Genomic DNA, 25,480 nt, shown 5'->3' on the forward strand with positions numbered 1-25,480 from the left:
GATGAAGACCGCAGAGGTGCTGGCAGACGCGTTCGACCGTATCCAGGAGTCCGTGCACGAGGCCGTCGACGGCCTCCCGGCCGAGGATCTCGGCGTGCAGCTGGACAGCGGGGCGAACTCGATCGCCTGGCTGGTCTGGCATCTGGCCCGGGTGCAGGACGACCATGTGGCCGACGCGGCCGGTCTTGAGCAGGTGTGGCTGGCGCAGGACTGGGCCGCCCGCTTCGGGCTGCCCTTCGCCGACACCGAGACCGGATACGGCCAGAGCGCCGGGCAGGTCGCCCAGGTGCGGGCTGACGCCGCCCTGCTGACCGGGTACTACGACGCGGTCCACGAGCAGACCGTGGGCTTCGTCAGGGGACTCGACGACGCCGCACTCGACCGGGTGGTGGACGAGGCGTGGTCGCCGCCGGTCACGCTCGGGGTCCGGCTCATCAGCGTCATCGGCGACGACCTGCAGCACGTGGGCCAGGCCGCCTTCGTCAGGGGAGTCCTGGAACGCCGGTAACGCGCCCCGGCAGCCCCGTGCGTCCGGGCCGTCCCGCTCCGGGAGCCCGGACGCACGGCCCGGACAGCAGCCCTGATGCGGGGCCCACCGCGAAAAGTTAAGCTTTGGGCACCTCAGCCCTCCTCCGGAGCGACCGTATGGCAGGACGAGATCTTCCCCTGATCGGGCCGGGCGAGCGGCTGGCCCTCAACCGCATGGGCAGTTTCGACTGGGACCTGCGCAGCGGGACGCTGGAGTTCGACGGGCCCGGTCTCGCGGTGTTCGATCTGCGCCCCGGCGAGTTCGACGGCCGCCCCGAGTCCCTGGGCATCCGCATCCCGCCCGAGGAGGGCAACAGGCTCGACGCGGCGCTGACGCAGGCCATCCGGACCGGCCGTTCCTCGTACGGGGTGTACTTCCAGCTGCGGCGCCGCAACGGGGTCCGGCAGTGGACCCACACCCGCGGCCGGATCCTGCGGGACGAACAGGAAACCCCGTACCGCGTCATCGGGATCGTGCGCAACGCGACGACCGAACTGACCGAATTCGTCACCGTCAGCCCCGTCGAAGCGGGCCGCCGACGGGTGACCGCCATGGTCCAGGGCACCACCGACGCGCTCTCCCGGGCGGTCACCGTCGACGATGTGACGGCAGTCCTGACCGGCGACAACGGGCTAGAACGCTTCGGAGCCGACGGGCTCGTCCTCGGCCTGGTCGCGGGCGGGGCACTGGAACTCGTCGCGATCTCCGGGGACACGATGCACGTCCTGGACGACCTGAGGCGCCACCGGCTCGACGACTCGCTGCCGCTGGCCGACGCGATCCTGTCCCAGCAGCCGCGGTTCGTCACCTCGCTGGCCGATCTTTCGGAGGAGTACCCCCGGCTGCGTCCGTACACCGAGGGGATGGGGCTCGACGCGGCGGCCTTCCTGCCGCTGATCGCGCAGGCACGCTCCATCGGCTGTCTGGCGCTCTTCTACCGGGGGCGCAGCCGCTTCTCGTCGGAGGACCGCAACCTCTGCCTGGGCCTTGCGGGCATCGTCGCCCAGTCCCTGCAGCGCGCCGTTCTCTTCGACCAGGAAAGGGAGTTCGCCACCGGGCTCCAGTCCGCCATGCTGCCCCGGCGCATCCCCGAGTTCCCGTCCGCCGAGATCGCCGTGCGCTACCACTCGGCGTGGAGCGGCCGGGAGGTCGGCGGCGACTGGTACGACGTCGTCGCCCTGCCGCGCGGCAGGGTGGGCATCGTGGTCGGTGACGTCCAGGGCCACGACACACACGCGTCGGCCATCATGGGCCAGCTCCGTATCGCACTGCGCGCGTACGCGGGGGAGGGGCACGCCCCGGGCACCGTGCTGGCGCGCGCCTCCCGCTTCCTCGCCGAGTTGGACACCGACCGCTTCGCCACCTGCACCTACGCCCAGGTCGATCTGGCGTCGGGTGCGATCAGGGCGGTCCGCGCGGGGCATCTCGGACCACTGATCCGCCACACCGACGGGCGGGTCGGCTGGCCGAACGTACGCGGCGGCCTCCCGCTCGGCCTGGGCACGGAGTTCGGGCAGGAGGAGTACCCCGAGACCCGGCTCGACCTGGTGCCCGGTGAGACCCTCCTGCTCTGCACCGACGGCCTGGTCGAGGAGCCGGGTACCGACATCGGTGTCGGGATGGACGCGCTCGCCGACGCGGTGCGTCAGGGTCCCGAGGGGGCGGAGGCGCTCGCCGACGACGTGGCCACCCGGCTCTGGGAGCGCTGGGGCACCAGTGACGACGTCGCCCTGCTGGTACTGCGCAGGGCGCCCGACCCGGGGACCCCGCAGGCACCCCGTATCCACCAGTACATCCACCAGGCCGACCCGGAAGGGCTCGCCGAGGCCCGCGCCGTCCTGCGCGGCGCGCTGGAGGCCTGGGGGCTCGAAGAGCTCGTCGACGACGTGGAGCTCGCCGCGGGGGAACTCCTGGTGAACGTGCTGCTGCACACGGAGGGCGGCGCCGTCCTGACCCTCGAAGTGCTGCCCGAGCCGGTGCGGCGGATCCGGCTCTGGGTCAAGGACCGGTCCAGCGCCTGGCCGCGCCGCCGCACCCCGGGGGAAGCGGCGACCTCGGGGCGCGGCCTGATGATGATCGACGCGGTGTCGGCCCGCTGGGGTGTCGAACCGCGCGGGGACGGCAAGGCCGTCTGGTGCGAGTTCGAGCCGTCCGGCAACGGCACCTGAGTAAGTAACTTCCGTACTCGTCGGGGGTGTTGAGGGCGCGGATTACCGGATGAGGCTTTCGACCTCATCGGAGAAGAGCTGGTCCACGTCGAAGTCCATGCCGTCGAAGTGGCCCGCGACCTCCAGGCCGACCAGCCCGTGCAGCCGGGTCCAGGCCCGCAGCGCCCGGTGCTCCGCCGTTTCCGCCGGGTCCAGACCCTCGCAGGCGGACACCGTGGTCCGCATCATTCCGGCCGCGATGGTCCTGGTCTCCTCGGGCGCGCTGTATCCGGGGACCGGGGTCCCGTAGATCAGCAGATAGCGCTCCGGATGCTCCTTCGCCCAGCCGCGCCAGGCATGTGCCAGCCCGCGCAGCCGCGCTCCCCGCACGCTCTGCGCGCCCTCTCCCGGAGTGGCCCCACCGCTAGCGCCCCCGGCGGCCCGGGTCAGTGCGGCGGCGAGGCCGGTGTACGCGTCGGCGATCAGCGCGGTCAGGAGTTCGTCGCGGCTGGCGAAGTAGCGGTAGAGCGCGGGGCCCGTCATGCCCATCGCCTTGGCGATCGCGTTCACCGAGATGCCGGCCGGCCCTGTCCTGGCCAGCTGCTCCAGGGCGATGTCCTTGGCCTCCCGCCTGGTCTGCTCCCGCAGACGTGCGCGCCGGTCGGGCGGCGTGGAGGGCGTGGTCTCTTCGCTCATACGGAGTCCTTTCGTGCCGCGCCTGTGGCAGTGAACCGCGCTTGACAATCAATCGTAACAGCTTCACTCTTCAGTTAGAGGTTATAACTAACAAGTGAAGTGATAACGAAAGGCAGTGGAGTGATGACGAACGCCGAGAACCCCAGCTTCCTCAGGAACGCCACGGTCACCGAGGTCGTCCTGCCGGGTGCCGTCGAGCCGGAGGGTCTGGAGGTGCGGACCCGGCCGGCGCCCGCCCCCGGGCCCGGTGAGGTGCTGCTGGAGATGGAGGCCACCGGCGTCTCGTTCGCCGAGCAGCAGATGCGCCGCGGCAAGTACTACGACCAGCCGGCGTACCCCTTCGTGCCGGGCTACGACGTGGTGGGCACCGTCGTGGAGGCGGGGCCGGGCGTGGACTCCGGTCTGGTGGGCAACCGGTTCGCCGCGCTGCTCAAGACCGGGGGCTGGGCGGACCGTCTGCTGGTCCGCGCCGCTGATCTGGTCCCGGTGCCCGCCGGTGTCGATCCGGCCGAGGCCGAGACCCTCGTCGTCAACGGGATCACCGCCTGGCAGATGCTGCACCGCGCCGCCCGGGTCCGCGCCGGGCAGACCGTCCTGGTGCACGGTGCGAACGGCGGGGTGGGCTCCACGCTCGTACAGCTGGCCCTGCTCGCCGGGGCGCAGGTCATCGGTACGGCTTCGCCCCGCCACCATGAGGCCCTGCGCGCCCGGGGTGTCGTCCCCGTCGACTACCGGGCGCCCGGTCTGGCGGACCGGCTGCGGGCCGCCGCCCCGCACGGCGTGGACGCCGTCTTCGACCATGTCGGCGGTGACGGCGTCGTCGACTCGTTCCGGCTGCTGGCGCCGGGCGGCACCCTCGTGTCGTACGGCACCGCGGCCACCCGGGACACGCCGGGATCCTCCAGGCTGCCGGTGCTCCAGCTGATCGGGCGGCTGGCCCTCTGGAATCTGCTGCCCAACCGCCGCCGTGCCACCTTCTACAACATCTGGGCGGGGAAGCGGCGCGCCGCGGAGTTCCGGGCGCGCACCCGGTCCGATCTGATCCAGGTACTGGATCTGCTCGCCGACGGCTCGCTCACCGCCCCGGTCGCAGCCCGCATCCCGCTGGACCGCGCGGCCGAAGCCCTGCGGCTGGCCGAGTCGGGAACGGTCACGGGAAAGGTCGTCCTGACCCCGGTTCCGTAGCCGATGGGCCCGGGGGCCGCGGGAGCGGTACGCCCGCGATGGTCCGGGGCCGCGGATATCCGGCGGCCCCCGAACCCTCGCGGCTCCACCGTGCTACGGGACGTAGTTGAAGGTGTCCGGGTCTGGGCCGGTGCGCTCACCGCGATCCAGGCCGGTGATGGCGGCCATGTCGGCCTCGGTGAGCTCGAAGTCGAAGAGTGCGAAGTTCTCCTCGACGCGCGAGCGCGTGACGGACTTCGGGAACACGATGTCGTTCCGCTGAATGTGCCAGCGCAGCGTGACCTGGGCCGGGGTGCGGCCGAGCCGGCGGGCGATCCCGGTGATCGTCGGGTCGTCCAGGACCTTGCCCTGGGCGATCGGCGACCACGCCTCGGTGGCGATCCGGTGCCCGGCGCCGAACGCGCGCACCTCGTCCTGCGCCAGATAGGGGTGGACCTCGATCTGGTTCACGGCCGGCACGATCTCGGTCTCCTGGAGGAGTCGCCGCAGATGGTGCGGCTGGAAGTTGGAGACCCCGATCGCCTTCGCGCGGCCCGAGCGGTAGATCTCCTCCATGGCCGTCCACGTCTCGACGAAATCGCCGACGCCGGGCAGCGGCCAGTGGATCAGGAACAGGTCCAGATAGTCGAAACGCAGCTCGCTGAGTGTCCGGTCGAAGGCCTTGAGCGCGTCGTCGTGGGCGTGGAAGCCGTTGTTCAGCTTGCTGGTGACGAAGACGTCCTCGCGGGCCAGACCGGAGTCGCGTACCGCCTGCCCGACCTCCTTCTCGTTGCCGTACATCTCGGCGGTGTCGATGTGCCGGTAACCGGTCTCCAGAGCGGCCAGCGTCGCCGCGACGGTGTCGGCCGGCTCGATCTGGAACACACCGAAGCCCAGCTGGGGGATCTGGACGCCGTTGTTCAGGCTGATGGTGGGAACCGCGTTCACAATCATTCCTTGCCTCGTCCGGATGATGCCTCGGTCAGGGGGCGGCCCGCGCCGCACCCTGGAACCAGGGTGCAACGGTGCGGGCCCCCTGTCGCATCGGCTGCCCGGCACAGCCGCCCCCATGCGGGGGCGGCGGCGAAGACAGGACGGTCATCGCCATTCCAAAAGAATGGAACACGTTCTACTGTGCCCCTCGATCCGACGCCGCACCGAGGAGGGGCCGTGCACCTCGAATACACCCCCGAACAACAGCAGTTGCGTACCGAGCTGCGCGCGTACTTCGCCGACCTGGTACCCGACAACGCCTACGCGCGGTACGCGGACCCGGCGGCGCAGAAGCGCTTCTACCGGGAGACCGTCCGCCGTCTGGGCGGTGACGGCTGGCTGGGTGTCGGCTGGCCGAAGGAGTACGGCGGACGCGGGCTCTCCCCGATGGAGCAGTTCATCTTCTTCGACGAGGCGGCGCAGGCCGGTGTGCCGCTGCCGCTGATGGCGCTCAACACGGTCGGCCCGACGATCATGCAGTTCGGCACCGATGAGCAGAAGTCGTACTTCCTGCCGAAGATCCTCAAGGGCGAGATCGACTTCGCGATCGGCTACAGCGAGCCCGACGCCGGCACCGACCTCGCCGCGCTGAAGACCCGCGCCGTGCGCGAGGGCGACGAGACCACCGGCCATTACACGGTGAACGGCCAGAAGATCTGGACGACCAACGGGGACACCGCCGACTGGGTGTGGCTCGCCGTCCGCACCGATCCGGCGGCCCCCGCGCACAAGGGCATCACCATGCTGCTGGTGCCGACGGACGACCCCGGCTACTCCTGCACCCTCATCAACACCCTGGCCTCCCACGACACCACCGCCAGCTACTACGAGAACGTCAGGGTCCCCGCCTCCCGCCGGGTCGGTGAGGAGAACAAGGGCTGGCGGCTGATCACCAACCAGCTCAACCACGAGCGGGTCACCCTCGCAGCCCACGGCACCATGGCCATCCGGGCCCTGCACAACGTCCAGCGGTGGGCCGCGGAGACGGAGATCGACGGCGGGCGCCGGGTCATCGACCTCGGCTGGGTGCGCGGCCGGCTGGCCCGCACCCACACCCGGCTCGACGCGATGAAGCTGCTGAACTGGCAGATGGTCAACGCCGTACAGAACGGCACGCTCACCCCGCAGGACGCGTCCGCGGTCAAGGTGTACGGGTCGGAGGCCCGCAGGGACGCCTACGCCTGGCTGATGGAGGTCATCGGCGCGGCGGGCCCCCTCAAGGAGGGCTCGGCCGGCGCGGTGCTCCACGGCGAACTGGAGCGCGGCTACCGCTCGGCCGTCATCTTCACCTTCGGCGGCGGCAACAACGAGATCCAGCGGGAGATCATCTCCTGGATCGGACTGGGGATGCCGCGGGTGCGGCGGTAGCCCCGCCGTTTCACCTGGGTACGGCGGCTGGTGGGGCGAAAGGGCGAAGGTGGCGGTGATGCTCGCCAATGGCGGCGAGGCCATCGCGGATCCGGCCGTACTGCGGGACCAGGCAGAGGCGTTCGCCCCCGTCGCTTCGACACCGACGGCCTGGCGGCTGCTCGCCGACGTTGACGAATTCACCGCGCTCGCAGCCTTCCTGCTCGCCCAGCCGTGATCAGTTTTGCTGTGAACGACCCAGTTCGGACAGATCGGTGTAGAGGCGGTTCAGCGCGTACGCGCCCAGGCCGAGGCCCTGGTCGATTCGGCGTCGTGCGGCTGGGTTCCGGTAGTGGGGTTCCAGCAGCAGGAAGAAGTCCTCTGCGTGTTGTTCGTCGATTTCGGAGTGGAGGCCGTAGTGCATCAGGTCGGCTTGAGCGACCCAACCCCGGTTCACAGCCGCGTTGCCCGTGATGGCCGATACCGAGGCGAATGCGTACTCGATCGCGCCCATGCAGCCAATTCCTACCTGCGGATCCTCCCACGTACACACCGCACTGAGAACGCTGTTGTACGCGTGGACGGCCGGCATCATCGTCAGGCCGTTCAGCCGTACGGTGTCGCTGCCGATGCTGGCCAGAAATCCGCGGAAGGTCTCGTGATGGAATTCCTGAGGGCGGAATCCGCCGTGTTCTTCCACGACATTGCCCAGGATGCCGACGCGATCCGCGGGGTGCTCGATCCGGGACACCAGCGCAGCCATCGGACGGGCGAAGTAGGTGACGGCGAAACCTAGTTGCTCCTGGCTTGCGCGGAAGTTCTCCAACGACATGCTTCCGTCTACCAGCGTTCGGAAGTACGCATTGTTCAGGACACCGGTCTCGGCCACGATGCGCTTGGCGTGCGCTGTCACCAGCGGGGCCTTGGTTGTCCGCGGATGGGTGGTCACGGTCGGTTCTCCTGGCGTGTTGTTCGTGAGCGCGGCTCGATGCGGGACCGGCGGAGCCCCTCTGATCGCCGGTGCCGAGAGGAATCAGCACCCGACGGCGAGGGGCTCTGGACGAGAGGACCCTGTCCAGTTCTGCCGGCTCAGGAACGCAGGGGCCCCAGGAGGCGGTGGCCTCGGTCGTTCGGATCAGTACTGCTGTGGAACACGCGAATGGCCGCTCTCAGCTCGTCAGTTGAGATGGAGCCGGAGCTGTCGGTGTCGATGTCGGCGAACGACACGTCGATGTCTTCGTCGCTCAGCGCGAAAGAGGACTGAAACAGGCGCTTGAACTCGGACTTGTCGAGTTCGCCGTCTCCGTCGACGTCGGCGGTGGCCACGAAGACCTTGGCGGACGGCGTGACAATCCGCGCGTAATCATCCGGCCTGTCCTCCAGGCTGACAAATCCGGCCAGGAATTCTTCGCGTGATACGACGCCGTCCCCGTCTGTGTCCATAGGGACAAACAGTCTCTTCCAGTACTCCAGCAGGGATTTCTGCAGCGCGCTGGCGGGGGCGGTTCCTGGCGTGAGTTTGAATTCCTGCGTCGTGCGGCCCACCCAGGCGTACACGTCGGATTCGCCGACCCACCCGTCGCGCTCGTGATGGAACACGTTGTAGTAGTGCTGGGCCTTGCTGTGGATAATGGATTCTTCCGCCATGCGAAGACCTCTAATTTCCTTGTGCGGTGGGCGAATCGAGTACCCACTGCGACCCGGTCCACGAGCAATGACTCGTGAACTCAGGGTGGCAGCGTTTCCCTTCCCGGGCGCCGGCACCAAAGCTTCACCACTCATTCGAGTGAGTAATTCGACCTGGCAGTTTCAGCCCGGTTCAAGGGCGTGGCGCCGGCGCGACCGCGATCCGGCGGTGGATGTCCTCAAGCAGATTCCGCATCGCTGTGCGGAAGGTTTCAGTCCGGTGGGCCCGCTGTCTCGTGGTTTCTGTGTCTTCTGCTGTGCGCGGAGGGGCGAGCCCTTCTCGGCCGGGTGGTGGCGTACGCCAGTGACGCGGACTGCCCCCATGCGGTGGGCAGTCGAGCAGCCGAGCAGCCGGTTCAGTCGGACGCCGGGCCGAACGGCGCTGCCGAGGCCGCGAGGGCCCGGCGCCCGGCTGAAGAGTTCAACCGACGGTGAGCGAGACCGGCAGTTCCTCAGGCCTGGGCAGCCGCAGCGGCGATAATCCAGTTCCTGAACTCGACGGCGTAGTGCCGGAGATGGTGGTCCAGGACCTCGTCCGGGCAGGTGACGGGGAAGTAGACCGTCAGGTTCGCCGTGAAGCCGTCGGGGGTGTCCCCGAACTGGATCAGCGCCCGGCCGACGACGGTGCCGTCCTCCAGGAAGAGGTTCGAGGACATCTTGCGCGGGAACTCGGACTCCGGGAGGAGCTCGGCGGCGTCCGCGGCCCAGGCCATCGCGTCCGTTCCCCAGCCGCCCATGTAGAAGGAGCAGACGTGGGGGCCGATGTTCTCCACCACGCGCGCCCCGATGGCATCGGTGCCCATCGCGTAGTGCTCGGGGTGCGCGGCGAGGAGTACGCGCTCGTCGTCGCCCGCGAAGGCCCCGTCCATCCAGGCCAGGAACTCGCCCGAGGTGAGGCCCTGCGCGGCGAGCACCGTCGTGCCTGCCTTGAAGTTGCCGTCCGATGCGCGGGCGCTCTCGCGCAGGAAGGCATTGCCTTCCTCGATGTCCGCCGCCAGGAGGTCGAGCAGGCCCTGGCGTCCCAGCCGCGTCCGGAAGCGGTCCAGGGCACGGCGGGCGTAGAACAGCTCGAAGTCGTCGATGCTCCCGGCTCCGGTGGGCCCCGACTTGAGCGTCACGGTCACAGGCGGGGACGTCTGGGTGTCAGTCATGTGCACCTCTCATAGAATGCGAATGTAAGTTCACGTTCGCATTTGAAGAGTACTCAGAGGGACGCCCCACTTGTCAAGGACACCTGTCGAGACTGCCGCCGATACCATGAGGGACGTGACTGATGAGCCGGGCCGCCCAGCGCCCTACAGGGAGCCCCGGCAGGCGCGCAGTGCCGCGACGCTGGCGCGCGTGCTGCGGGCGGCCGAGGAGATCGCCTCGTCGGCCGGCCTGGAAGAGATGACGATCACCGGCGTCGCGGAACGCGCCGGGGTCTCGGTGGGCACGATCTACCGCCGCTTCGAGGACAAGGAACAGCTGATCACCGCCCTGGCCGAGCGGATGCTGGAACGCCGTGAGCAGTACATGGCCGAGCGGCTGGACGCGGCCGAGCCTTCGCTCTCCGGCGTCATGGACGCCTACGCGCACGCACTGCTGGAGTCCTTCGCCGACAGCAACAGTCTCTTTCCCGAGCTGCTGCGGGTGCGGGGGGTCAAGTCCCTGGACCGTGGCGCCCGCACCATCACCGAAATCCACCGCCTCCTGCTCGAAGCCGCGGCCCCCTACGTAGGCCAGATCCGGCGCTCGCATCCGGAGGCGGCGCTGGACACCGCGGCCCGCGCCATCCTCGGCGCCTGCTTCCACAACTCCGTACGCCCCGACCCCGCCACCGGCGAGACGGCGCTACGCCGGTACGCGGACGAACTCAGCGACATGGCACTCGCGTACCTGCTGACCCCCGACCGCCGCCGCGCCGCCTCCGCCTGAGCAGCTCTCACCCGGGCGGGGCGAGCGGAGATTCCACGGGAGGGAGGTCTCGATCGTGTTCAGCCCATCGGGCGCGCCTTGCGAAGCCGGTCGGCTCCTGTTTCGGATGGATCCGGAACTCCTCGATGGCGGGGCTGAGGGAACTGAGGGAACTGATGCCGGTGGGTCAGCTCAGCGGACGGCAGAGCAGTACGTCGGGGACCCCGCCGTGGTTCCGCTGCCAGGTGAAGGCGACGCCTGCGATGTACTCCTTGTCGGTGCACTGGCCCTTGTAGTAGCCGGGAGCCCAGTCGCTCTCGACCGAGCCGCCCGTGGCCGGGCGGTTGTCGCCCTGGTCGAACCAGACATTGCGGCCGGTCAGTGGCAGTGGTGCGGCGGACGGCGCGCAGAGCAGGCCGGCCATGGAGTTGCCGTTGACGCTGTAGCCGACGGCGAAGGTGTTGTCGGGGCACTGGAGTTTGTTGTAGCCCGAGGCCCAGTCGCCGTGGGTGACGTAGCGGTCGTCATGGACGGCCACCCAGTCACCGGTGCCCTTGGCGGGCTGGTTCGCGTCGGTGCACAGGCCGCGCTTGTCGCTGCGGCCGAGGCCGGTCAGGCGCTGACTGTCGGGACAGTCGCCCTTGCGGTAGCCGGGGCTCCAGTCGCCCTGGGCGAGCATGTGGGACGAGACGTTATGGTCCCGGAAGTCGAGGTCGAGCATGTTCCAGTGGGCGACTTGTGCGACCGGACCTGAGACGCCGCGGGCATTGACCAGCTTGTTCCAGTCGGCGGACCGCCAGTCGCCGGGGTCGCTGAGGCTCTGCCGTTTGCCGGCGGCGTCGTAGGAGATCAGGGCCCAGTTGTCCTGCGGCGTGCCGTTGGCGTCGGTCCATCCGACCATCGGCCAGATCGCGAAGTCGGTGTCGTTCTGGACCAGGATGTCGGTGAAGTTGTCGAACCAGGTCTTCTCCTTGGCATCATCCGACCCTCGGCCGGCCGCACCGAACTCGCTGATCCATACGGGGGCAGTGAAGTGCTGGCCGGACTGGGTGACGAACAGTGCTTCGTCGTGCACCAGTTGCTTCAGCTGGTCGAGCGGGAAGTCCTCGTACGGCCAGTCGTTGGTATGCCCAGGTCCGCTGTCGGCACCCGTGTAGTTCGGCCCGGTGTAGCCGTAGAAGTGCGCGGCGTAGACCAGCTTCCCCGAGGAGATCAGGGTGTTGGAGAGGTTGCGGACCGGGGTCAGCATCGGCCTGCCGTAGTTCAGCCCGTTCAGCGGGATGCCCTGCCAGTTGATGCCCTCCATGATGATCAGCATGTCGGGGTCGGCTCCCAGGATGCGGGTGCCCGCCAGCTCGAAGGCCGCGTACGCGTCGTGATCGTCGCCCTGGCCCCAGTTGGGGTTGTCCCAGGTGTCGCGGCGGATCTCGTTGCGCAGGTCGGCGCCGACGACACGCTTGTTCGCCTTGTAGCGGTTCACCAGGAAGAGCCAGTCGTCCTGCCACTGCTGGGCGGTCTGGCCGCTGTTCCAGCGCTCGTTGCCGTCCAGGCCGCAGCAGAAACGGTAGGTGGTTGTGTGGTTGTTGAGGATGACAGCGAACCCCTCGGCGGTCAGCGCCGCCACCACCGCGTCGTACACCTCCAGCGGGGTCTTGCCCTTCAGTTGCGGGTTGGCCGCGACCGCGGAGTCCGGTACGACCGTGGAGTCGTGCATCATCGCGTTGGCGAACGGCAGCCGGATGCTGTTCAGGCCGAGCTCGTGGAAGTCGTCCGTGATCTGTTTCAGCGGCGCGCGGTCCAGGCCCAACGGGATGTTGTTCGACATCTGGTTCGCCTGGTGGTTCGCGGGGTCGTTGACGTCGCCGCTGCCCTCGTAGGTGCCCTGGGCACCGGACCAGTTGCCGGACTTCAGCTTGAAGCGGTTGCCGTTGGCATCGACGATGTACCGTCCGCGGGTACTCAGCGGCCCCGTCCAGGAGGCTGCCAACTGCGGTCCGGTCAGGGGAGTGGTGGTGGCGCTGGGGGGCGCCGCGACGGAACCGGAGGTTCCCGCGAGAACGAGGGTGACCGCGGCTGCAGTGGCAGGCAGGATTCGGGAGAAGAACTTCCTGACGGCGGGAGCCGGCCCAGTGGATCTCAAGATTGTCCCCTCCAGGGGCGAGGTGGGTGTGGGGGGTGGATCTCCAGGTGGTGCGGCCCGGACGGGTTCTCCACGGTGACGGCCGGGCTGGTTGTCCCAGCGAGGCTGCCGGTCAGCGGCAGGGCTACGACGGCGGCTTCGGCCGGTGCGGTGACCAGTGGTCGCGAGTGGTTTGGAAACACGGCGGCAACTTACCGGGAAGTAATAACTTCGTCCAGAGCTAATCTTCGTGTTCGGCCGGTCCTGCGTTCCGGCCCAACTTCCGTCAATTCAAACGTTGTTCGGCGTAACGGTTGCCCGTCGGCGCGGACGGCAGCCGCGGCATCTGCACTGCGCCGGGGACGACGCCGGCATCGACCACCTTCCGTCCGACGAAACCACCCGTCCGACTGATGTGGCCGCACCTTCATCGACCTTCGGGCTCCAGGGAGGACTGTCGCGGATTGCGCCATGGTCGATGCGCCACCTGGACGAGAAGCTGTCGACCGAGGACATCCCGGCCCACACCTTCGACCGGGGCGAGAAGCTCTCACCCGGCGAGATCGTCGACGTCGAGATCGACCTGCTCCCGGTCGGGCTCACCTTCCACCCCGGTGAACAGCTCCGCCTCGTCATCAGCGGCCGGTCGCTCCTGGGCACGATGATCCCAGGGCGTCGCCCTTCTACGGCCTGACAGTGGACCGGGCGGAGTTGGTCGCCCGGTGTGCCCGGCTCGGCGCGTCGGCGCTGACGCACATCGGCATGAGCGTGACCAGGCGACGCCGACGGCGTGGCGCATGTCGGCTCACCGACCTCACGGAGCGGTGCGGGTGTTGCCGGGACGCGTCGTCCGCCGGCTGTCCTCCTCAAGCCGGCGGGAGACCGCACGGGCCGTAGCCCGCACCGCCGGGCCGTAGCCCGCCTCCGCGAAGCCCGTACTGGGCGCCACGACCGACAACGCCGCCACCACCTCACCACCGTCCCGCACCGGCGCAGCCACGGTGTTCAAAGGCCAGGGATGGCTCTGTCGGCCGAAGACGTGGTCACCGCGCCGTACCTCCGCGAGCACACGGCGCAGGTCGGCCGGGGTGCAGATGTCGTCATGGCCCTGTCGGGGGCGGCCCTGTTCCGGCTCGTAGGTGGCGATGGCGTGGTCCTGGACGGTTGTCGGAGCGAAGGCGAGCAGCACCAGTCCGACGCCGGTGGTCGTGAGCGGAAGGCGTCCTCCCACCCGGTAGTGCACGGGACTGGCGTCGAGCGCCGAAAGCCGCTCGACGAGCAGGGCCTCGTGCTGCTCGCGCACAGCGAGCAGCACATGCTGTCGCGTGACGTGGAAGAGATCTTCCATGAACGGCATGGCCACGGACCGCAGCCCGTGACCACGCGGTGCCAGTGACGCGGTCTCCAGCAACCGCAGCCCCACGACGTAGCGGCCGTCGTCGAGTCGCTCCAGTGCACCGGCATGGACCAGCGACCGGGCGAGCCGCAGAGCGCTGCTACGGGGGATCCCGCTTCGCTGCGCGAGTTCGCCGAGGGTCTGCGCACGATGGTCACTGTCGAACGCGCCGAGCAGGGCGAACGCCCGATCGATGACCGGTTGCCCCTCAGCGGGCTTCCCACCGCGCCGTGGCCGGGCGCCGTCACCAGAACTCGGTGTTTCATTCATCGGCATCACCCATGCCATTTTACGGCGCCGTTCCTACGCTCGTTCAGGTCTCGACCCGCAAGCCAGGGAGCCCACATGACCCAGACCGGCCTCATCGACGTCCACGCCCACTTCGTCACCGACAGCTACGTAGCCGCGGCCCGGTCCGCCGGCATCGAGCACCCCGACGGGATGCCCGGCTGGCCCTCGTGGAGCGTCGAACAGCATCTCGGCCTGATGGATCGCTCGGGAATCGAGAAGTCCTACCTGTCGATCTCCTCTCCGGGGGTGCACTTCGGGGACGACGACGCGGCCCGCGCCCTCGCGCGCCAGGTCAACGAGTTCGGCGCAGGCGTCCGCAGCGAGTGTCCTCAGCGGTTCGGCCACTTCGCCTCCCTGCCCCTGCCCGACGTCGAGGGCTCGCTCGCCGAAGCGGCCCACGCCCTTGGCGTGCTCGGCGCGGACGGGGTGGCCGTGGAGACCAACCACCACGGGATCTACCTGGGCGACCCCCGGTTCGAACCGCTGTGGGAGGACCTCGATCGCCGAGGCGCCCTCGTCTTCGTCCACCCCACGTCACCGCCGCACGCCGAGGAGCTTTCCCTGGGCCGGCCGCGGCCGATGCTGGAGTTCCTCTTCGACACCGCCCGCACCGCGAGCGATCTGCTCCTGCGCGGCGTCCTCACTCGCTATCCGCGGATTCGCTGGGTGTTGACCCATGGCGGGGGAGCGCTGCCGCTGCTCGCCGACCGGATGGATATGTTCAGCGCGGTGGTGGGGGGCGGCCCCAAGGACGCGCCCAGTGCCCTGGAGCAGTTCGGCCGCCTCTGGTACGACATGGCCGGGACGCCCTTCCCACGCCAGATCCCGGCCCTGGAAGCCGCGTTCGGCACCGAGCAGCTCCTGTACGGCAGTGACTACTGCTGGACACCCGTGGGAGGGGCGCTCGCCCAAGTCGCGTCCGTCGACGCGGCGGCGCAGCCGTCCGACACCGACACCTGGCGGGACCTCACCACCCGCAACGCGCACCGGCTGTTCGACGCGTGACGGCCACCCGAAGGGCGAAGCCCGAAGGCCGAAGCCGGGATGACAACAAGGAGAGAAATGAGCAGGTATGTCGAGCCGTCGTCGATCAACGGGCGAGTGGTGGTACAGGACGTCACCGTGATCGACCCGCTGGACGGGCACCGCACCACCGGTCAGGACGTGATGGTCGAAGGAGGCCGGATCACGTCGGTGACGTCGACCGGCGCACCCACCTCGGGCGCGCACGTGGTGGAGGGGCGGGGCCGGTTCGTCGTCCCGGCGTTCATGGATATGCACATGCATGCCCTGAACACCCCCGAGGACGTCGACGGCACGTATGCGCTGATGCTGGCCAACGGCGTCGTCGGTTTCCGGCAGATGTCGGGAAACCGGGGGCTGCTGAAGTCCCGGAGTCAGGGCACGCTGCCGCAGCCGACCGGCGCCCCCGCGCTCAAGTCGACCGCCGGTGACCTGCTGACGCCGCTCAACGCGAGCACCGCCGATGGTGCGGTGCAGGCCGTGCGGGAACAGCACCGGGACGGTGCCGACTTCGTCAAGGCGGGCATGACGACCAGGGCGACCTTCCTGGCGGCTCTGGAGGAGGCGAACCGCCTGGGTATCCGCCTGGGCGGTCACCTGCCCGCCGACCTCGACCCCCGGGAGGCCGCACGCGGCGGGGTGTGGTCGATCGAGCACCTTGGCCCCGGTGTCACCGTGTTCGCCGCGGCCTCCTCCAAGGAGGGTGAGGTCCGCGCGAGCAACGCGACCCGTAAGCTCCCTCCGATCCCGAAGATCAAGATCCCCGGTGCCGACAAGCTGGCGATGAAGCTGATCAAGGGAATGGTGACGAACCCCGCGACCGGTACGTCCGAACTGGAAGCGCACGCCTACAACCTCGCCGACGGCTCCTACGACCAGCAGAAGGCGGAGGAACTGGCCGTCTTGTTCGTCGAACACACCACCTGGCAGTGCCCGACCCTGATCCGGGTCCACACCCAGCAGTTCGCCGACTCACCCGAACACAGCCAGGACCCGAGGCGCCGCTACATGGCCCCCGAGGAACTGCGTACCTGGGACAAGTCGGCGAAGAAGTTCGCCAAGCTCCCCGACCTCACCCGCAACGCCCTGCACAACCACTGGTCGGCGCAGCTGAGGATGACCAAGACCTTCGCCGACGCCGGAGTCCCGATGGTCGCGGGAACCGACGCGTGCGGGGCCGCGGGAGTCATCCCGGGCTTCGCTCTCCACGACGAGTTCGACTACCTCGCCGAGGCCGGACTCGACCCACTGACCATTCTTCGGACGACGACCACGGAGCCGGCCCGATTCCTGGGCGAGGAAGGCCGGTTCGGTCGTGTGGTGACCGGTATGCCTGCCGACTTGGTGCTGCTGGACGAGGACCCGCTGGAGGACCACACCGCTCTCCGTGAGATCGCGGGAGTGATGAGGGACGGGTCCTGGTGGTCCCGCGCCGAACTCGACGCCATTCTGGAACGCATCGCCGCCAGGCCAGGCGCCCACTGATCGCAGCAGGCCCCCTGCTCCCCACCACCGGGGCTTCGGCGATGACGACCCGGGGCACACCGGTTCTACGTACGCCGACAGCTCCCCGTACCGTCCACCGCGGACCTGGGTGAACACGGTCGCGGTACGGGTCGCGCCCGCCTGCCGCACGCAGCCGGATGGTCCTATTCGTCGTGCTGCGAAGGCCCGGCCGTGCCGGTCGCGTGGCGGCGGAAGGCCTCCGCGGCCTCGTCCTCCCGGCCGTTGACGAGGATGTCGAGCAGGCGGGCGTGTTCGTCGACGAGCTTGTCGCGGCTGCCGGTGTAGAACGGGTTGGACACCACGCGCAGGGTCCAGAGACTGGGCTCCATCACCTCCCACAACCGCGGCAGCAGGTGGTTTCCGCTGGCCTGGCAGACGAGGCGGTGGAAAGCCATGTCGCTGTCGCGGAAGCTGCTCGGGTCGTCGTGCAGGGCTGCCCGCCGCATGTCGTCGATCACCGAGTTCAGCTGGTCGACGTAGCCCTCGGCGCGGCGCTCGGCGGCGGCTCGGGCGGCGAACTCCTCCAGCAGACCGCGCAGTTCTCGTGCCTGCTCAGCCTGCTCGATCGAGATACTGGCGACCCGGCTGCCCAGCCGCGGCACATGAGTGACCAGGCTCTCGTGCACCAGCCGCTTGACGGCCTCGCGCACCGGAGCCTGGCTGATGCCCAGGCGTTTGGCGATGTCGGATTCGACGATCCGCTGATCCGGCGCCATCTCGCCGCTCAGGATGGCCGAGCGCAGCAGCCGGTACACGCGGTCGGACAGCAGCCCGCCGGACGTCATGCCCTTGTTCTGTTCGAGCAGATCGTTCAGACCAGTCATCAGTGCTCCCTCTGCCGGATCATTGTCATCCTGTCGCCGGCGGACGTGTCCGCCGGCTCAAGTCCGTAGGCCCTGACGGCCGTTCCGCCCAGGACCGCGGCGGCTTCGTCGGGTTTCAACCCGTCCAGCACCCGGGCCGTGGCCCCGGCCACGTCCTCGTACGGCGACCACTGGGTGCTGACCGGCCAGTCGGACCCGAACATCAGCCGGCGCGGCCCGAACACGTCGAGCAGTACCCGGGCCACGGCGTCCGGGCGCACTCCGCCCGGTTCGGCGGTGGCCCTGCCGAGTCCGGACAACTTGCACACCACGTTGGGCAGCCGGCCCAGTGGCGTCAGCTGCGCCGCCCATTCGCCGAGGCCCTCGCGCCGCACGTCGACGGCCGAGATGGCGGCGTGGTCGACGACGAACCGCACCTGCGGCAGGTCCCTGGCCGCTGCCTGTGCCTCGCGCAGGGTCCCGTGCCCCAGCAGCAGGTCCATCGTCAGGCCCCGCTCACCGAGGGCCGCGAGCGAGCGCCGCACCTGGGGCAGTCCGAGGCGGGCGCCCTCGCCCGCCCCGACCGGGTCGCGGACCCCGACCAGTGCCGAACTCCCGTCCTCCGCACGGAGTGCGTCGATCGTGTCCACAGCGGCCGGATCGGCGAGATCCGCGTGGACGACGACGCCCGCGAGCCGCGCGGACCGCGCCGCCAGGCCCAACAGCCAACGGGCCTCGTCCACCGTCCGCCCGGCCTGCACGACAACAGCCGTCACCGATCCGGCGGCCGCGGTGAGGTCGTCGAGAAGGAAGGGGCGATGCAGGTCGCCCGCGGACCGCAGCCACGCGTGGTCGTGCAGGCCGGGGTCCCACAGGTGGACGTGTGCGTCGATGACGGTCACGGCGTGGGCACCTCCTGCGGGAGCAGCCCCGCCGCGCGCAGCTCCGCCCACAGGCCGGCGGGAACGGTGGTCTGCGCCATGGCGAGGTTCTCCCGCACTTCATCGGCCGTCCTGGCTCCGACGACCAGAGCGGACACGGCAGGATGCCCCCACGCGAACCGCAGGGCCGCCGCCTTCATCGGCACCCCGTGACGGGCACAGATCTCCGCGATGGCCAGCGCGGCGGCAACCTGGTGCGGCTCGGCTGTCCGGTAGTCGTACCTCGCACCGGGCCGCGGATCGGCCAGCAGGCCGGAGTTGTACACCCCGCCCAGCACGACCCCGACACCGCGGGCCTCGCACGCAGGGAGCAGGCCCGTCAGAGCTTCTTGGTCGAGGAGAGTGTACCGACCGGCCAGCAGCACGCAGTCCACGTCGGCCCGCGCGACGATCCGTTCCAGCATGGCGCTCTGGTTCATGCCCGCGCCCACCGCCGACACCACGCCCTGCTCCCGCAGTTCGACCAGGGCGCGGAAGGCCCCCGCGAGGGCCTCCTGCTCATGGTGGTCGGGGTCGTGCACATGCGCGATGTCCACCCGGTCCAGGCCGAGCCGGGTCAGGCTCTCCTCCAGGCACCGCATGGTGCCGTCATAGGAGAAGTCCGGCTCGGCGCCGTCGTCGGTGAGCAGGTATCCGACTTTGGTCGCGACGACGACCTCGGACCTGGGCACCCCGGCCAGCGCCTGGCCGAGGCGCTGTTCGGACACGCCGTTGCCGTACCGCGGGGCGGTGTCGAACAGGCGCGTCCCGCCCGCCAGCGCGGCACGCACCGTGCCGGCGGCGTCCTGCTCCGGAACCGGTTCGTACAGGTTGCCCAGGGGTGCGCAGCCGAGGCCGAGCCTGCCGACCGTGAGTCCGGTGCGGCCCAGCACACCCGGGCCCGAGACATGGTTCATCGCTGGGACGACCGCTTCTGGTCGCGCCACTGCTCGTACTCCGCGCGCGACTCCGACGTCAGCGGGTAGTAGTGGCCGAGCCGGGCGCCCTGGTCCAGACGCATCCGGCTGAACACCTCCCACTCCTGGTGGTCCTGGGCGGTGGTGACCACCTCCGGCGCGGTCGCCTGCGGGACGACTACGGCGCCGTCGTCATCGGCGACCACGATGTCGCCGGGCAGGCACAGCACTCCGCCGGCGGCAACCGGCACGTCGTACGCCCAGGGGAACAGCTCCGACTGGGAGGCGTAGTGCGGGGTGGTGCCGGTGCACCAGATCGGCACGCCGAGCTCGCGTACCCGCGGCGCGTCCCGGATCCGGCCGTCGACGACGATCCCGGCGCCGCCCTTGCGCTTGAAGTAGCGGACGAGCATGTCGCCGACGCAGCCGCTGAACGCCGACCCGTACGCCTGGATGACGAGGACGTCGCCGGGCTGCACCGCCTCCAGCACCGCCCACAGGGCGGTCTGGCGTTCGACGGCCTCCTGGGCCAGGCCGCTCGCTATGTCCTCGCGCTGCGGCATGAACTGGAGCGTCAACGCCGACCCGGCGATCTTCTGCCCGGTCGCGAGGGGCTGCGGCCCCTCCATCCACGTGCGCCTGATGCCCAGGCCGTGGAGCTTCGCGCAGGCGGTGGCGCTGCTCACCTGGCCCATCTGGTCCACCAGCTCCGCATCGGCACGCCGGTATGTGTCGCCGCGCACCGGAAGGGAGAACACCGGCTGGGCCTGCTCATCGCTCATCATTCTACTTCTCCTGGTATCGGTCGAACGTCGGGTGGCTCGGGGTGAACTGACGGCGCCTCACCTGCATGGTCAGACCGAGCCGGGTCCCCGGCGGCAGGGTCACCAGCAGGTGGCTGTCGCGCACGTCCGTGCGCCGGGTACTGGTCGTGAACTCGTCGGCCCGGTAGGCGCGGTTCGGGCCGGGGTAGCCGCTGTCGAGCCGGTCCACCACGACATGGTCGATGCCGTCCTCGGCGAACGCGCCGGCCTGCACGACCACACGCCGCTCGCGCGTATGGCTCAGGTTGACCAACTGGACGCCGACCCGGGTCTCGTCGAGCTCCTCGACGAGGGCGGCGACGTCGGCCGGCAGGCCGGGACGGCCCCGGTCGGCGTCCCAGTAGCGCACCCGGGCCTGCTGGAGCCCCCCGTTGTAGGGGGTGGCGGGAGCGCCCGTGGTCAGCTGCACCAGAATCTCGGTCACCACGGGATTGAGCCGCTGCCACCAGTGGATGTCATCGGTGCGGGCGGTGGTCGCATCCTCGCGGACGAGTGCCATCCTGCGGGCGACCTGCCCCAGCGCCATGCCGAGGGCCCGGGCCGGGTAGTCGGGGTTGCGACCGTCGAGGTAGGCGAGCCACGGCGCCTCGTGTCCGGCCTCCTCCTTGTCGCGAAAGGCGTGCACGGTCGTCCAGTCGTAGCCGCAGTCCCGCTCCACGCGGTCCAGCCGCTGCCGGTCCTGCGGATCGCCGGAGCACCACCAGATCCAGGCCGGGAAGGCGATCTGCAGCGGCTGGTGGTCGAACCAGCCGTGCAGGCCGTACCGGTAGGGCACCAGTTGCAGGTCGCTGCCGGCATCGGGCCCGAGGCGCTGGAGCCAGGTCATGGCCATGCTGGAGTCACCGTCACGGACCGGCCCGCGCGTCGCCTCGTCCAGCACCCGGTCCAGCGGGGCGCGGGCCAGGTCGAACCACGCGTTGTCGCCGGTGACCAGAGCGGCGTTCATGGCAGCGACGACCGCGACCGCGCCGACGCTGTGCAGACCGTGCGGCCAGGTCCAGCCGTACGGGCCGCCGTACCAGCGGCCGTCGTGCAGCTCACCGACCTCGCCGGAGGGCCCCACGTTGTCGGGGATGACGCCGCCCGCGGCGGCGGCCCGGTCCCGCCAGGCCTGCACGTAGTCGACGAGCCAGTCGCGGTACCGGTCCTCGCCCGTGTACAGCCACGCGTTGGCGATCAGCGAGGTGGACGCGAGATTCACCGCGACATCGCCGTCGCCGAGCCGCCGGTTCATCGCCTCGCCCATACGCCGCGCGTTACCGGGGTCGGCCAGATCGTCCCAGGTGTCGATCCCGGGAAGGTCCTCCAGGGGCAGGCCGTACGGCTTCATGTTGGTCAGCTCCGCGCCGAACCCCTGCGCCCATGCGTCATCCACGCCACGGCGCGGCCCGCCGGCCCCGGTGTGCGGAGCCCGGATGATCCGCTGCGAGCCGTCGACGTTCCCGACGGGCGAGGTGGGCAGGTAGAGGTCGGCGAAGCGCAGCGCCCGCCGGCGGAACGCGTCGTCGGACGGGTCGGCCGCGCAGATCCCGTAGAACATCAGCAGCGACTCGCCCTGGTGGAACCAGTCGTACCCGCGCTCGTACTCGTCGACCAGGAACCCGGCTTCGGAAAGCTGCCGGGTGATGCCGTTCCAGTGTTTCTTGCTGGCGTCGAGCAGGTCGTCCGCCCCGCCGAGCTGGTACAGCATCGGCCAGTTGAAGAACGGTTCGTAGAAGTCGTCCGCTCCGTCACGGCCTTCCAGGACCCCGTCGAAGCGCAGCCCGCCGTCGGAGTGACAGTACCGGTCCTCGAAAACCCGCCATGCCTCGTCCAGTACCGAGAACAACTGCCTTTGCAGTACGGCCCAGGCGGGCGGTTCACCGGCCGGCACGGACGCCGTCACGCTCACCATGTGCTTGCCCACGGTCACCCCTTCGTCGCGCCGGCGGTGAGGCCACCGACGATCTTGCGCTGCATGATCACGAAGAAGACCAGTACCGGTGCGATCGCCAGCAGCAGCGTCGGATAGACCACGGACAGGTCGGTGGTGTGGAGGCCGATCGCGGAGTACACCCCGGTCATGACGGTATACAGGCCCGATGTCGGGCCCAGTACGATCTGCGGGTTCACGAAGTCCGTCCAGACCCCGATGGTGTGCAGGACGATCGCGGTGACCACGACCGGCCGCATCAGCGGGAAGATCACTTGCCAGAAGGTGCGCAGCCGGCCCGCGCCGTCGATCTGCGCCGCCTCGTCGAGCTCCCGGGGGATGGACTTGATGTAGCCCACGAACAGGAACATCGACAGCGGCAGGGTCAGCGTCGCCTCGTACAGGACGAATCCGGGGATCGTGCCCATCAGGCCCGTGAAGCGCAGTACGTAGATCACCGGGATGACCAGGACCTGCCCGGGGATGAACAGCCCGGCCAGGAACACCAGCAGCATCCCCTTGTGCCACCGGCGGGTACCCCGCGCGATGACGTAGGCGGCCGGACCGGCCAGTGCCAGGGACAGCACGTTGACCAGGACCACGAACATCACCGTCACACCGAACGACTTGACGATGTTGTAGTCCGGTGACGACAGTGCCGCTCGGAGATAGTCCGTGGACAGCAACCCCGGGGCGGCGGAGAACGGCCGTTGACGGATCGCCGACTCCGGTTTGAACGCGTTGACGATCACGAGGTACAGCGGCGCCAGCATGACCAGGGCGAAGAGGCCCAGCATGACCGAGCCGACGCGGCTGCCTGCAGTGCGGTTCACTGTTCCACCGCCTTCTCGCTGCGCTGGCGCAGCGCCACGATCACGACGGCGAGCACCGTGATGACGATCATGAGGACGATGCTCTGGGCCGAGGCGTAGCCGATCTTCCCGTTCAGGAACGACTCCGAAAGCACCAGGTACGCGTACGTCTGCGTGTGGCCGGCCGGACCCCCGTCGGTCATCGCCAGCACCAGGTCGTAGACCCGCAGCAGTTGGACGAGTACGAGGACCACGTTGATCGTCACGGTGGGTGCCAGCATCGGCAGCACGACCTGGCGGAACGTCTGCCAGCGTGAGGCGCCGTCGATCCGCGCCGCTTCCAGGAGCGACTCCGGGATCGTCTGCAGCCCGGCGAGGTAGAGAACCACGTTCACGCCGAACGTCGACCAGACCACCACGAAGACGACCGCTGCGAGCGCCCACTGCGGATCGGACAGGAACGGGATCTTCGAGCGGTGTGCCGCGGTGAGGAGGGTGTTGACCGCTCCTTCGCTGCTGAGTATGGCCGACCACAGGAAGCCGATGATGACCGCGCCGAGCACATGCGGGTAGAAGAACAGGCCCCGCAGTACCGCTTTGGCGCGCCCCTCGCCGTTGAGCATGACCGCGAGGCCCAGGCCGAGGACATTGCAGGCCAGGGTGCCGACCACCGCGATGACGAGCGTGACGTACGCCGCGTTCGCCACGCCCGGATCGTGGAACAGCTGAACGTAGTTGTCCAGGCCGAGGGACTTGTAACTGTCGGAGAAGCCGTCCCAGTCGGTGAGGCTGAGCCGTCCGGCGACCACGACGGGGATGAGGATGAAGGCCACGACCGCAGCCAGTGCGGGGCCGACCATGAAGATGCTGGGCAGGCTGCGGGCGGCGCGTACGCGCAGCGGGCGCGGGGGAGTGTGGTGAGTGCGACGGGGGCGCTCTTGGACCGGCGGGTTGTCCGGTGGTCCAGGAGCGGTGAGCGTCACGTTACTTGGGCGCATTCGCGGCCCACCACTTGTCCATGGCCCGCGCCACCTGATCGGCTGTGGTTCCCAGATACATGCTCTGGACCTGGGTGTTGAACTCATCGGGGAAGCCCGCAGGGGATGAGTTGTCGCCCAGTCCCGGGCCGATCGCGACGGTCTTGCCGCCGGCCTTGTCGAGGAGCTTCGCGATGTCGTTGGTCAGCGGGGTGGTCTTGTAGCTGTATCCGGTACGGAAGTTGCCCTCCGCGCTCAGCGCCTTCGTGATCGCCTTCTTGTCGCTGACCAGGTACTTCACCAGGTCTATTGCCGCGTCCGCATGCCTGGAGCTCTTGAGCACCGAGTACGGCATGGCCGGGTTGGCGGCCTGCGGCGGCGTGGAGCCGTCGAACGTGGGGACCGGGAACACGCCCGTGTCGAAGCCCGGCTTCGCTCCGGCGAGCGAGGCCGTCAGCCAGTTGCCCATCACCATCGTCGCCGACTTGCCGGCCGTGAAGTTGTTGATCATGTCCTGGTACTTGATGCCGTTGGCGTCCTTGGGAACCAGGCCGTCCTTGATCCAGGACTGGTAGACGTCCAGGTACTTGGCGTAGTTGCTGCCGGCGAAGGTCACGGAGCCCTTGTTCCGCTTCGCGTACCACTGCGGCTCGGTGTTCATCACGTTCGGGTTGGCCATCATCAGGGCCTGCGCGCCGGTGGTCCACTCACCGCCGGTCTGCATCGGCGTGTATCCGGCGCCCTTCAGCTTGCGCAGCGCGGCGGTGAACTCGTCGAAGGTCTTGGGCGTCCCGGTGACACCGGCCTTGGCGAAGGCGGCCTTGTTGTAGAAGACCAGCGACTGGAGCTGGACGCCGGTACCGGCCATCCACACCTTGCCGTCGAGCTTGGACGCCTCCGCGAACGGTGCGTCCTTCACCCACTGTGCGTCGGGCAGCGGCGCCATCTGCGCGGCGAGAGCCGTGTTCTGCCCGCCGGCGAGGACGTCGGGCGGGCTGCCCGCGGCCAGTTGCTGCTTCAGCGTGTCCTCGATGCCCCTGCCGGTGGGCGCCTCGATCGTGACCTTCACCCCGGGGTGGCCGGCGACGTACCCCGCCACCAGGTCCTTGTAGAACTGCTTGGTCAGCACCGGAGTGATGTTGACCAGCATGCGGATGTTCCTGTCGCCGCCTGCGGAGTCCGTGCCGGTCGAGCAGCCCGTGAGCAGTGCGGCGGATACGGCGATGGCACCCAGCTTGAACAGATGCCGGCGAGAACCCGAAACCATCGAACCCTCCATCGATCGCTAATCGCTTATCGCTTATCGATAGCGACCTCACCATCGGGGACCTGTCGGCCGGTGGTCAAGGGTCGGCAACGGCAGCGTTACCGGTTCGCAACCTGTGAGGCGCATGAACTCGGTTTCTTGCGGCGGGATTTGAAGGATCCCTTGACACTCGCCACTGCCGACCCACTACTTATCGCTCAGCGATTATCGATAGCCGGAGCATCCCGCAACGAAGGCTCGGCCGGAGGCGCTGTT

Annotated in this window: 24 protein-coding genes; 9 read left to right on the plus strand and 15 right to left on the minus strand. The window is 69.2% G+C overall.

Annotated elements, in window-relative coordinates; all coding sequences use genetic code 11:
• Position 1: 1 nt before the first annotated feature.
• On the plus strand, positions 2–508 hold the full coding sequence (locus OG385_RS31560) for a DinB family protein (protein WP_266859951.1): 507 nt from the start codon (positions 2–4) through the stop codon (positions 506–508).
• 137 nt (positions 509–645) lie between these two features.
• Positions 646–2,697 (plus strand): SpoIIE family protein phosphatase, encoded by a 2,052-nt coding sequence (locus tag OG385_RS31565; protein WP_266859953.1) that lies wholly within the window; start codon positions 646–648, stop codon positions 2,695–2,697.
• A gap of 42 nt (positions 2,698–2,739) precedes the next feature.
• Here OG385_RS31565 and OG385_RS31570 read toward each other — a convergent pair whose 3' ends face one another.
• Positions 2,740–3,372 carry a TetR/AcrR family transcriptional regulator gene (locus OG385_RS31570; RefSeq protein ID WP_266859955.1) on the minus strand — a complete coding sequence of 211 codons (633 nt, stop codon included), beginning with the start codon at positions 3,370–3,372 and terminating at the stop codon, positions 2,740–2,742.
• Between the two features lie 123 nt (positions 3,373–3,495).
• Between OG385_RS31570 and OG385_RS31575 the strand changes: the two genes are divergently transcribed.
• Positions 3,496–4,557, plus strand: coding sequence for a medium chain dehydrogenase/reductase family protein (locus tag OG385_RS31575; RefSeq protein ID WP_266859956.1), 1,062 nt, complete (start codon positions 3,496–3,498; stop codon positions 4,555–4,557).
• 93 nt (positions 4,558–4,650) lie between these two features.
• Here OG385_RS31575 and OG385_RS31580 read toward each other — a convergent pair whose 3' ends face one another.
• Positions 4,651–5,484: an aldo/keto reductase gene (locus tag OG385_RS31580; RefSeq protein WP_266859958.1), complete on the minus strand. Its 834-nt coding sequence runs from the start codon at positions 5,482–5,484 to the stop codon at positions 4,651–4,653.
• A gap of 222 nt (positions 5,485–5,706) precedes the next feature.
• Between OG385_RS31580 and OG385_RS31585 the strand changes: the two genes are divergently transcribed.
• Positions 5,707–6,897: an acyl-CoA dehydrogenase family protein gene (locus OG385_RS31585; protein WP_266859960.1), complete on the plus strand. Its 1,191-nt coding sequence runs from the start codon at positions 5,707–5,709 to the stop codon at positions 6,895–6,897.
• Positions 6,898–6,955: 58 nt separating this feature from the next.
• A complete protein-coding gene (locus tag OG385_RS31590; RefSeq protein WP_266861332.1) occupies positions 6,956–7,114 on the plus strand; it encodes a hypothetical protein in 159 nt (52 codons plus the stop codon).
• On the opposite strand, the gene OG385_RS31595 is transcribed toward OG385_RS31590, so the two are convergent.
• The 3 genes from OG385_RS31595 to OG385_RS31605 all read right to left on the minus strand — a co-directional run bounded on the left by OG385_RS31595 (position 7,115) and on the right by OG385_RS31605 (position 9,713).
• The gene (locus OG385_RS31595; protein ID WP_266859962.1) at positions 7,115–7,825 is read right to left on the minus strand and encodes a TenA family transcriptional regulator; all 711 of its coding nucleotides are present in this window, start codon (positions 7,823–7,825) and stop codon (positions 7,115–7,117) included.
• A 140-nt stretch (positions 7,826–7,965) separates the two neighbouring features.
• On the minus strand, positions 7,966–8,523 hold the full coding sequence (locus OG385_RS31600; RefSeq protein WP_266859964.1) for an EF-hand domain-containing protein: 558 nt from the start codon (positions 8,521–8,523) through the stop codon (positions 7,966–7,968).
• A 491-nt stretch (positions 8,524–9,014) separates the two neighbouring features.
• Positions 9,015–9,713: a hypothetical protein gene (locus tag OG385_RS31605; protein ID WP_266859966.1), complete on the minus strand. Its 699-nt coding sequence runs from the start codon at positions 9,711–9,713 to the stop codon at positions 9,015–9,017.
• Positions 9,714–9,819: 106 nt separating this feature from the next.
• Between OG385_RS31605 and OG385_RS31610 the strand changes: the two genes are divergently transcribed.
• Positions 9,820–10,479 (plus strand): TetR/AcrR family transcriptional regulator, encoded by a 660-nt coding sequence (locus OG385_RS31610; RefSeq protein WP_266859968.1) that lies wholly within the window; start codon positions 9,820–9,822, stop codon positions 10,477–10,479.
• A gap of 166 nt (positions 10,480–10,645) precedes the next feature.
• Here the strand turns inward: OG385_RS31610 and OG385_RS31615 are convergent, their stop codons facing one another.
• The gene (locus OG385_RS31615) at positions 10,646–12,598 is read right to left on the minus strand and encodes a glycoside hydrolase family 5 protein (protein ID WP_266859970.1); all 1,953 of its coding nucleotides are present in this window, start codon (positions 12,596–12,598) and stop codon (positions 10,646–10,648) included.
• Positions 12,599–13,055: 457 nt separating this feature from the next.
• Between OG385_RS31615 and OG385_RS31620 the strand changes: the two genes are divergently transcribed.
• The gene (locus OG385_RS31620; RefSeq protein ID WP_266859972.1) at positions 13,056–13,271 is read left to right on the plus strand and encodes a CocE/NonD family hydrolase C-terminal non-catalytic domain-containing protein; all 216 of its coding nucleotides are present in this window, start codon (positions 13,056–13,058) and stop codon (positions 13,269–13,271) included.
• A gap of 120 nt (positions 13,272–13,391) precedes the next feature.
• Here the strand turns inward: OG385_RS31620 and OG385_RS31625 are convergent, their stop codons facing one another.
• Positions 13,392–14,249, minus strand: coding sequence for an IclR family transcriptional regulator (locus OG385_RS31625; protein ID WP_266859973.1), 858 nt, complete (start codon positions 14,247–14,249; stop codon positions 13,392–13,394).
• A gap of 69 nt (positions 14,250–14,318) precedes the next feature.
• On the opposite strand from OG385_RS31625, the gene OG385_RS31630 reads away from it, so the two are divergent.
• Together OG385_RS31630 and OG385_RS31635 are read left to right on the plus strand one after the other, a co-directional pair.
• Positions 14,319–15,269 carry an amidohydrolase family protein gene (locus tag OG385_RS31630; protein WP_266859975.1) on the plus strand — a complete coding sequence of 317 codons (951 nt, stop codon included), beginning with the start codon at positions 14,319–14,321 and terminating at the stop codon, positions 15,267–15,269.
• Between the two features lie 57 nt (positions 15,270–15,326).
• A complete protein-coding gene (locus tag OG385_RS31635; RefSeq protein ID WP_266859977.1) occupies positions 15,327–16,772 on the plus strand; it encodes an amidohydrolase family protein in 1,446 nt (481 codons plus the stop codon).
• A gap of 164 nt (positions 16,773–16,936) precedes the next feature.
• On the opposite strand, the gene OG385_RS31640 is transcribed toward OG385_RS31635, so the two are convergent.
• From OG385_RS31640 to OG385_RS31675, 8 genes are read right to left on the minus strand one after another with little or no spacing between them, the layout of a single operon-like run.
• Complete coding sequence (locus OG385_RS31640) at positions 16,937–17,617, minus strand: GntR family transcriptional regulator (protein ID WP_266859979.1); 681 nt, start codon at positions 17,615–17,617, stop codon at positions 16,937–16,939.
• Complete coding sequence (locus OG385_RS31645) at positions 17,617–18,498, minus strand: amidohydrolase (protein WP_266859980.1); 882 nt, start codon at positions 18,496–18,498, stop codon at positions 17,617–17,619. The genes OG385_RS31640 and OG385_RS31645 overlap by 1 nt, the downstream gene beginning before the upstream one ends.
• Complete coding sequence (locus OG385_RS31650) at positions 18,495–19,433, minus strand: aldo/keto reductase (protein WP_266859982.1); 939 nt, start codon at positions 19,431–19,433, stop codon at positions 18,495–18,497. The genes OG385_RS31645 and OG385_RS31650 overlap by 4 nt, the downstream gene beginning before the upstream one ends.
• Positions 19,430–20,215, minus strand: a complete 786-nt coding sequence (locus OG385_RS31655; protein WP_266859984.1) for a ribonuclease activity regulator RraA — start codon at positions 20,213–20,215, stop codon at positions 19,430–19,432. The genes OG385_RS31650 and OG385_RS31655 overlap by 4 nt, the downstream gene beginning before the upstream one ends.
• 4 nt (positions 20,216–20,219) lie before the next feature.
• The gene (locus tag OG385_RS31660; protein WP_266859986.1) at positions 20,220–22,163 is read right to left on the minus strand and encodes a hypothetical protein; all 1,944 of its coding nucleotides are present in this window, start codon (positions 22,161–22,163) and stop codon (positions 20,220–20,222) included.
• A 2-nt stretch (positions 22,164–22,165) separates the two neighbouring features.
• The gene (locus tag OG385_RS31665) at positions 22,166–23,002 is read right to left on the minus strand and encodes a carbohydrate ABC transporter permease (RefSeq protein ID WP_266859988.1); all 837 of its coding nucleotides are present in this window, start codon (positions 23,000–23,002) and stop codon (positions 22,166–22,168) included.
• On the minus strand, positions 22,999–23,979 hold the full coding sequence (locus tag OG385_RS31670; protein ID WP_266859989.1) for a carbohydrate ABC transporter permease: 981 nt from the start codon (positions 23,977–23,979) through the stop codon (positions 22,999–23,001). The genes OG385_RS31665 and OG385_RS31670 overlap by 4 nt, the downstream gene beginning before the upstream one ends.
• The gene (locus OG385_RS31675; RefSeq protein ID WP_266859990.1) at positions 23,966–25,225 is read right to left on the minus strand and encodes an ABC transporter substrate-binding protein; all 1,260 of its coding nucleotides are present in this window, start codon (positions 25,223–25,225) and stop codon (positions 23,966–23,968) included. The genes OG385_RS31670 and OG385_RS31675 overlap by 14 nt, the downstream gene beginning before the upstream one ends.
• Positions 25,226–25,480 lie beyond the last annotated feature (255 nt).

The organism is Streptomyces sp. NBC_01306 (assembly GCF_026340465.1).
Classification (GTDB): domain Bacteria; phylum Actinomycetota; class Actinomycetes; order Streptomycetales; family Streptomycetaceae; genus Streptomyces.

What these genes read in the sequence shown, in the direction of transcription:
- OG385_RS31625 (WP_266859973.1), bottom strand. Translation starts at nt 14,249, where the DNA reads ATGCCGATGAATGAAACACCGAGTTCTGGTGACGGCGCCCGGCCACGG.
- OG385_RS31575 (WP_266859956.1), top strand. Translation starts at nt 3,496, where the DNA reads ATGACGAACGCCGAGAACCCCAGCTTCCTCAGGAACGCCACGGTCACC.
- OG385_RS31570 (WP_266859955.1), bottom strand. Translation starts at nt 3,372, where the DNA reads ATGAGCGAAGAGACCACGCCCTCCACGCCGCCCGACCGGCGCGCACGT.
- OG385_RS31655 (WP_266859984.1), bottom strand. Translation starts at nt 20,215, where the DNA reads ATGAGCGATGAGCAGGCCCAGCCGGTGTTCTCCCTTCCGGTGCGCGGC.
- OG385_RS31650 (WP_266859982.1), bottom strand. Translation starts at nt 19,433, where the DNA reads ATGAACCATGTCTCGGGCCCGGGTGTGCTGGGCCGCACCGGACTCACG.
- OG385_RS31560 (WP_266859951.1), top strand. Translation starts at nt 2, where the DNA reads ATGAAGACCGCAGAGGTGCTGGCAGACGCGTTCGACCGTATCCAGGAG.
- OG385_RS31600 (WP_266859964.1), bottom strand. Translation starts at nt 8,523, where the DNA reads ATGGCGGAAGAATCCATTATCCACAGCAAGGCCCAGCACTACTACAAC.
- OG385_RS31565 (WP_266859953.1), top strand. Translation starts at nt 646, where the DNA reads ATGGCAGGACGAGATCTTCCCCTGATCGGGCCGGGCGAGCGGCTGGCC.
- OG385_RS31630 (WP_266859975.1), top strand. Translation starts at nt 14,319, where the DNA reads ATGACCCAGACCGGCCTCATCGACGTCCACGCCCACTTCGTCACCGAC.
- OG385_RS31605 (WP_266859966.1), bottom strand. Translation starts at nt 9,713, where the DNA reads ATGACTGACACCCAGACGTCCCCGCCTGTGACCGTGACGCTCAAGTCG.
- OG385_RS31675 (WP_266859990.1), bottom strand. Translation starts at nt 25,225, where the DNA reads ATGGTTTCGGGTTCTCGCCGGCATCTGTTCAAGCTGGGTGCCATCGCC.
- OG385_RS31635 (WP_266859977.1), top strand. Translation starts at nt 15,327, where the DNA reads ATGAGCAGGTATGTCGAGCCGTCGTCGATCAACGGGCGAGTGGTGGTA.
- OG385_RS31610 (WP_266859968.1), top strand. Translation starts at nt 9,820, where the DNA reads ATGAGGGACGTGACTGATGAGCCGGGCCGCCCAGCGCCCTACAGGGAG.
- OG385_RS31590 (WP_266861332.1), top strand. Translation starts at nt 6,956, where the DNA reads ATGCTCGCCAATGGCGGCGAGGCCATCGCGGATCCGGCCGTACTGCGG.
- OG385_RS31640 (WP_266859979.1), bottom strand. Translation starts at nt 17,617, where the DNA reads ATGACTGGTCTGAACGATCTGCTCGAACAGAACAAGGGCATGACGTCC.
- OG385_RS31620 (WP_266859972.1), top strand. Translation starts at nt 13,056, where the DNA reads ATGCGCCACCTGGACGAGAAGCTGTCGACCGAGGACATCCCGGCCCAC.
- OG385_RS31670 (WP_266859989.1), bottom strand. Translation starts at nt 23,979, where the DNA reads ATGCGCCCAAGTAACGTGACGCTCACCGCTCCTGGACCACCGGACAAC.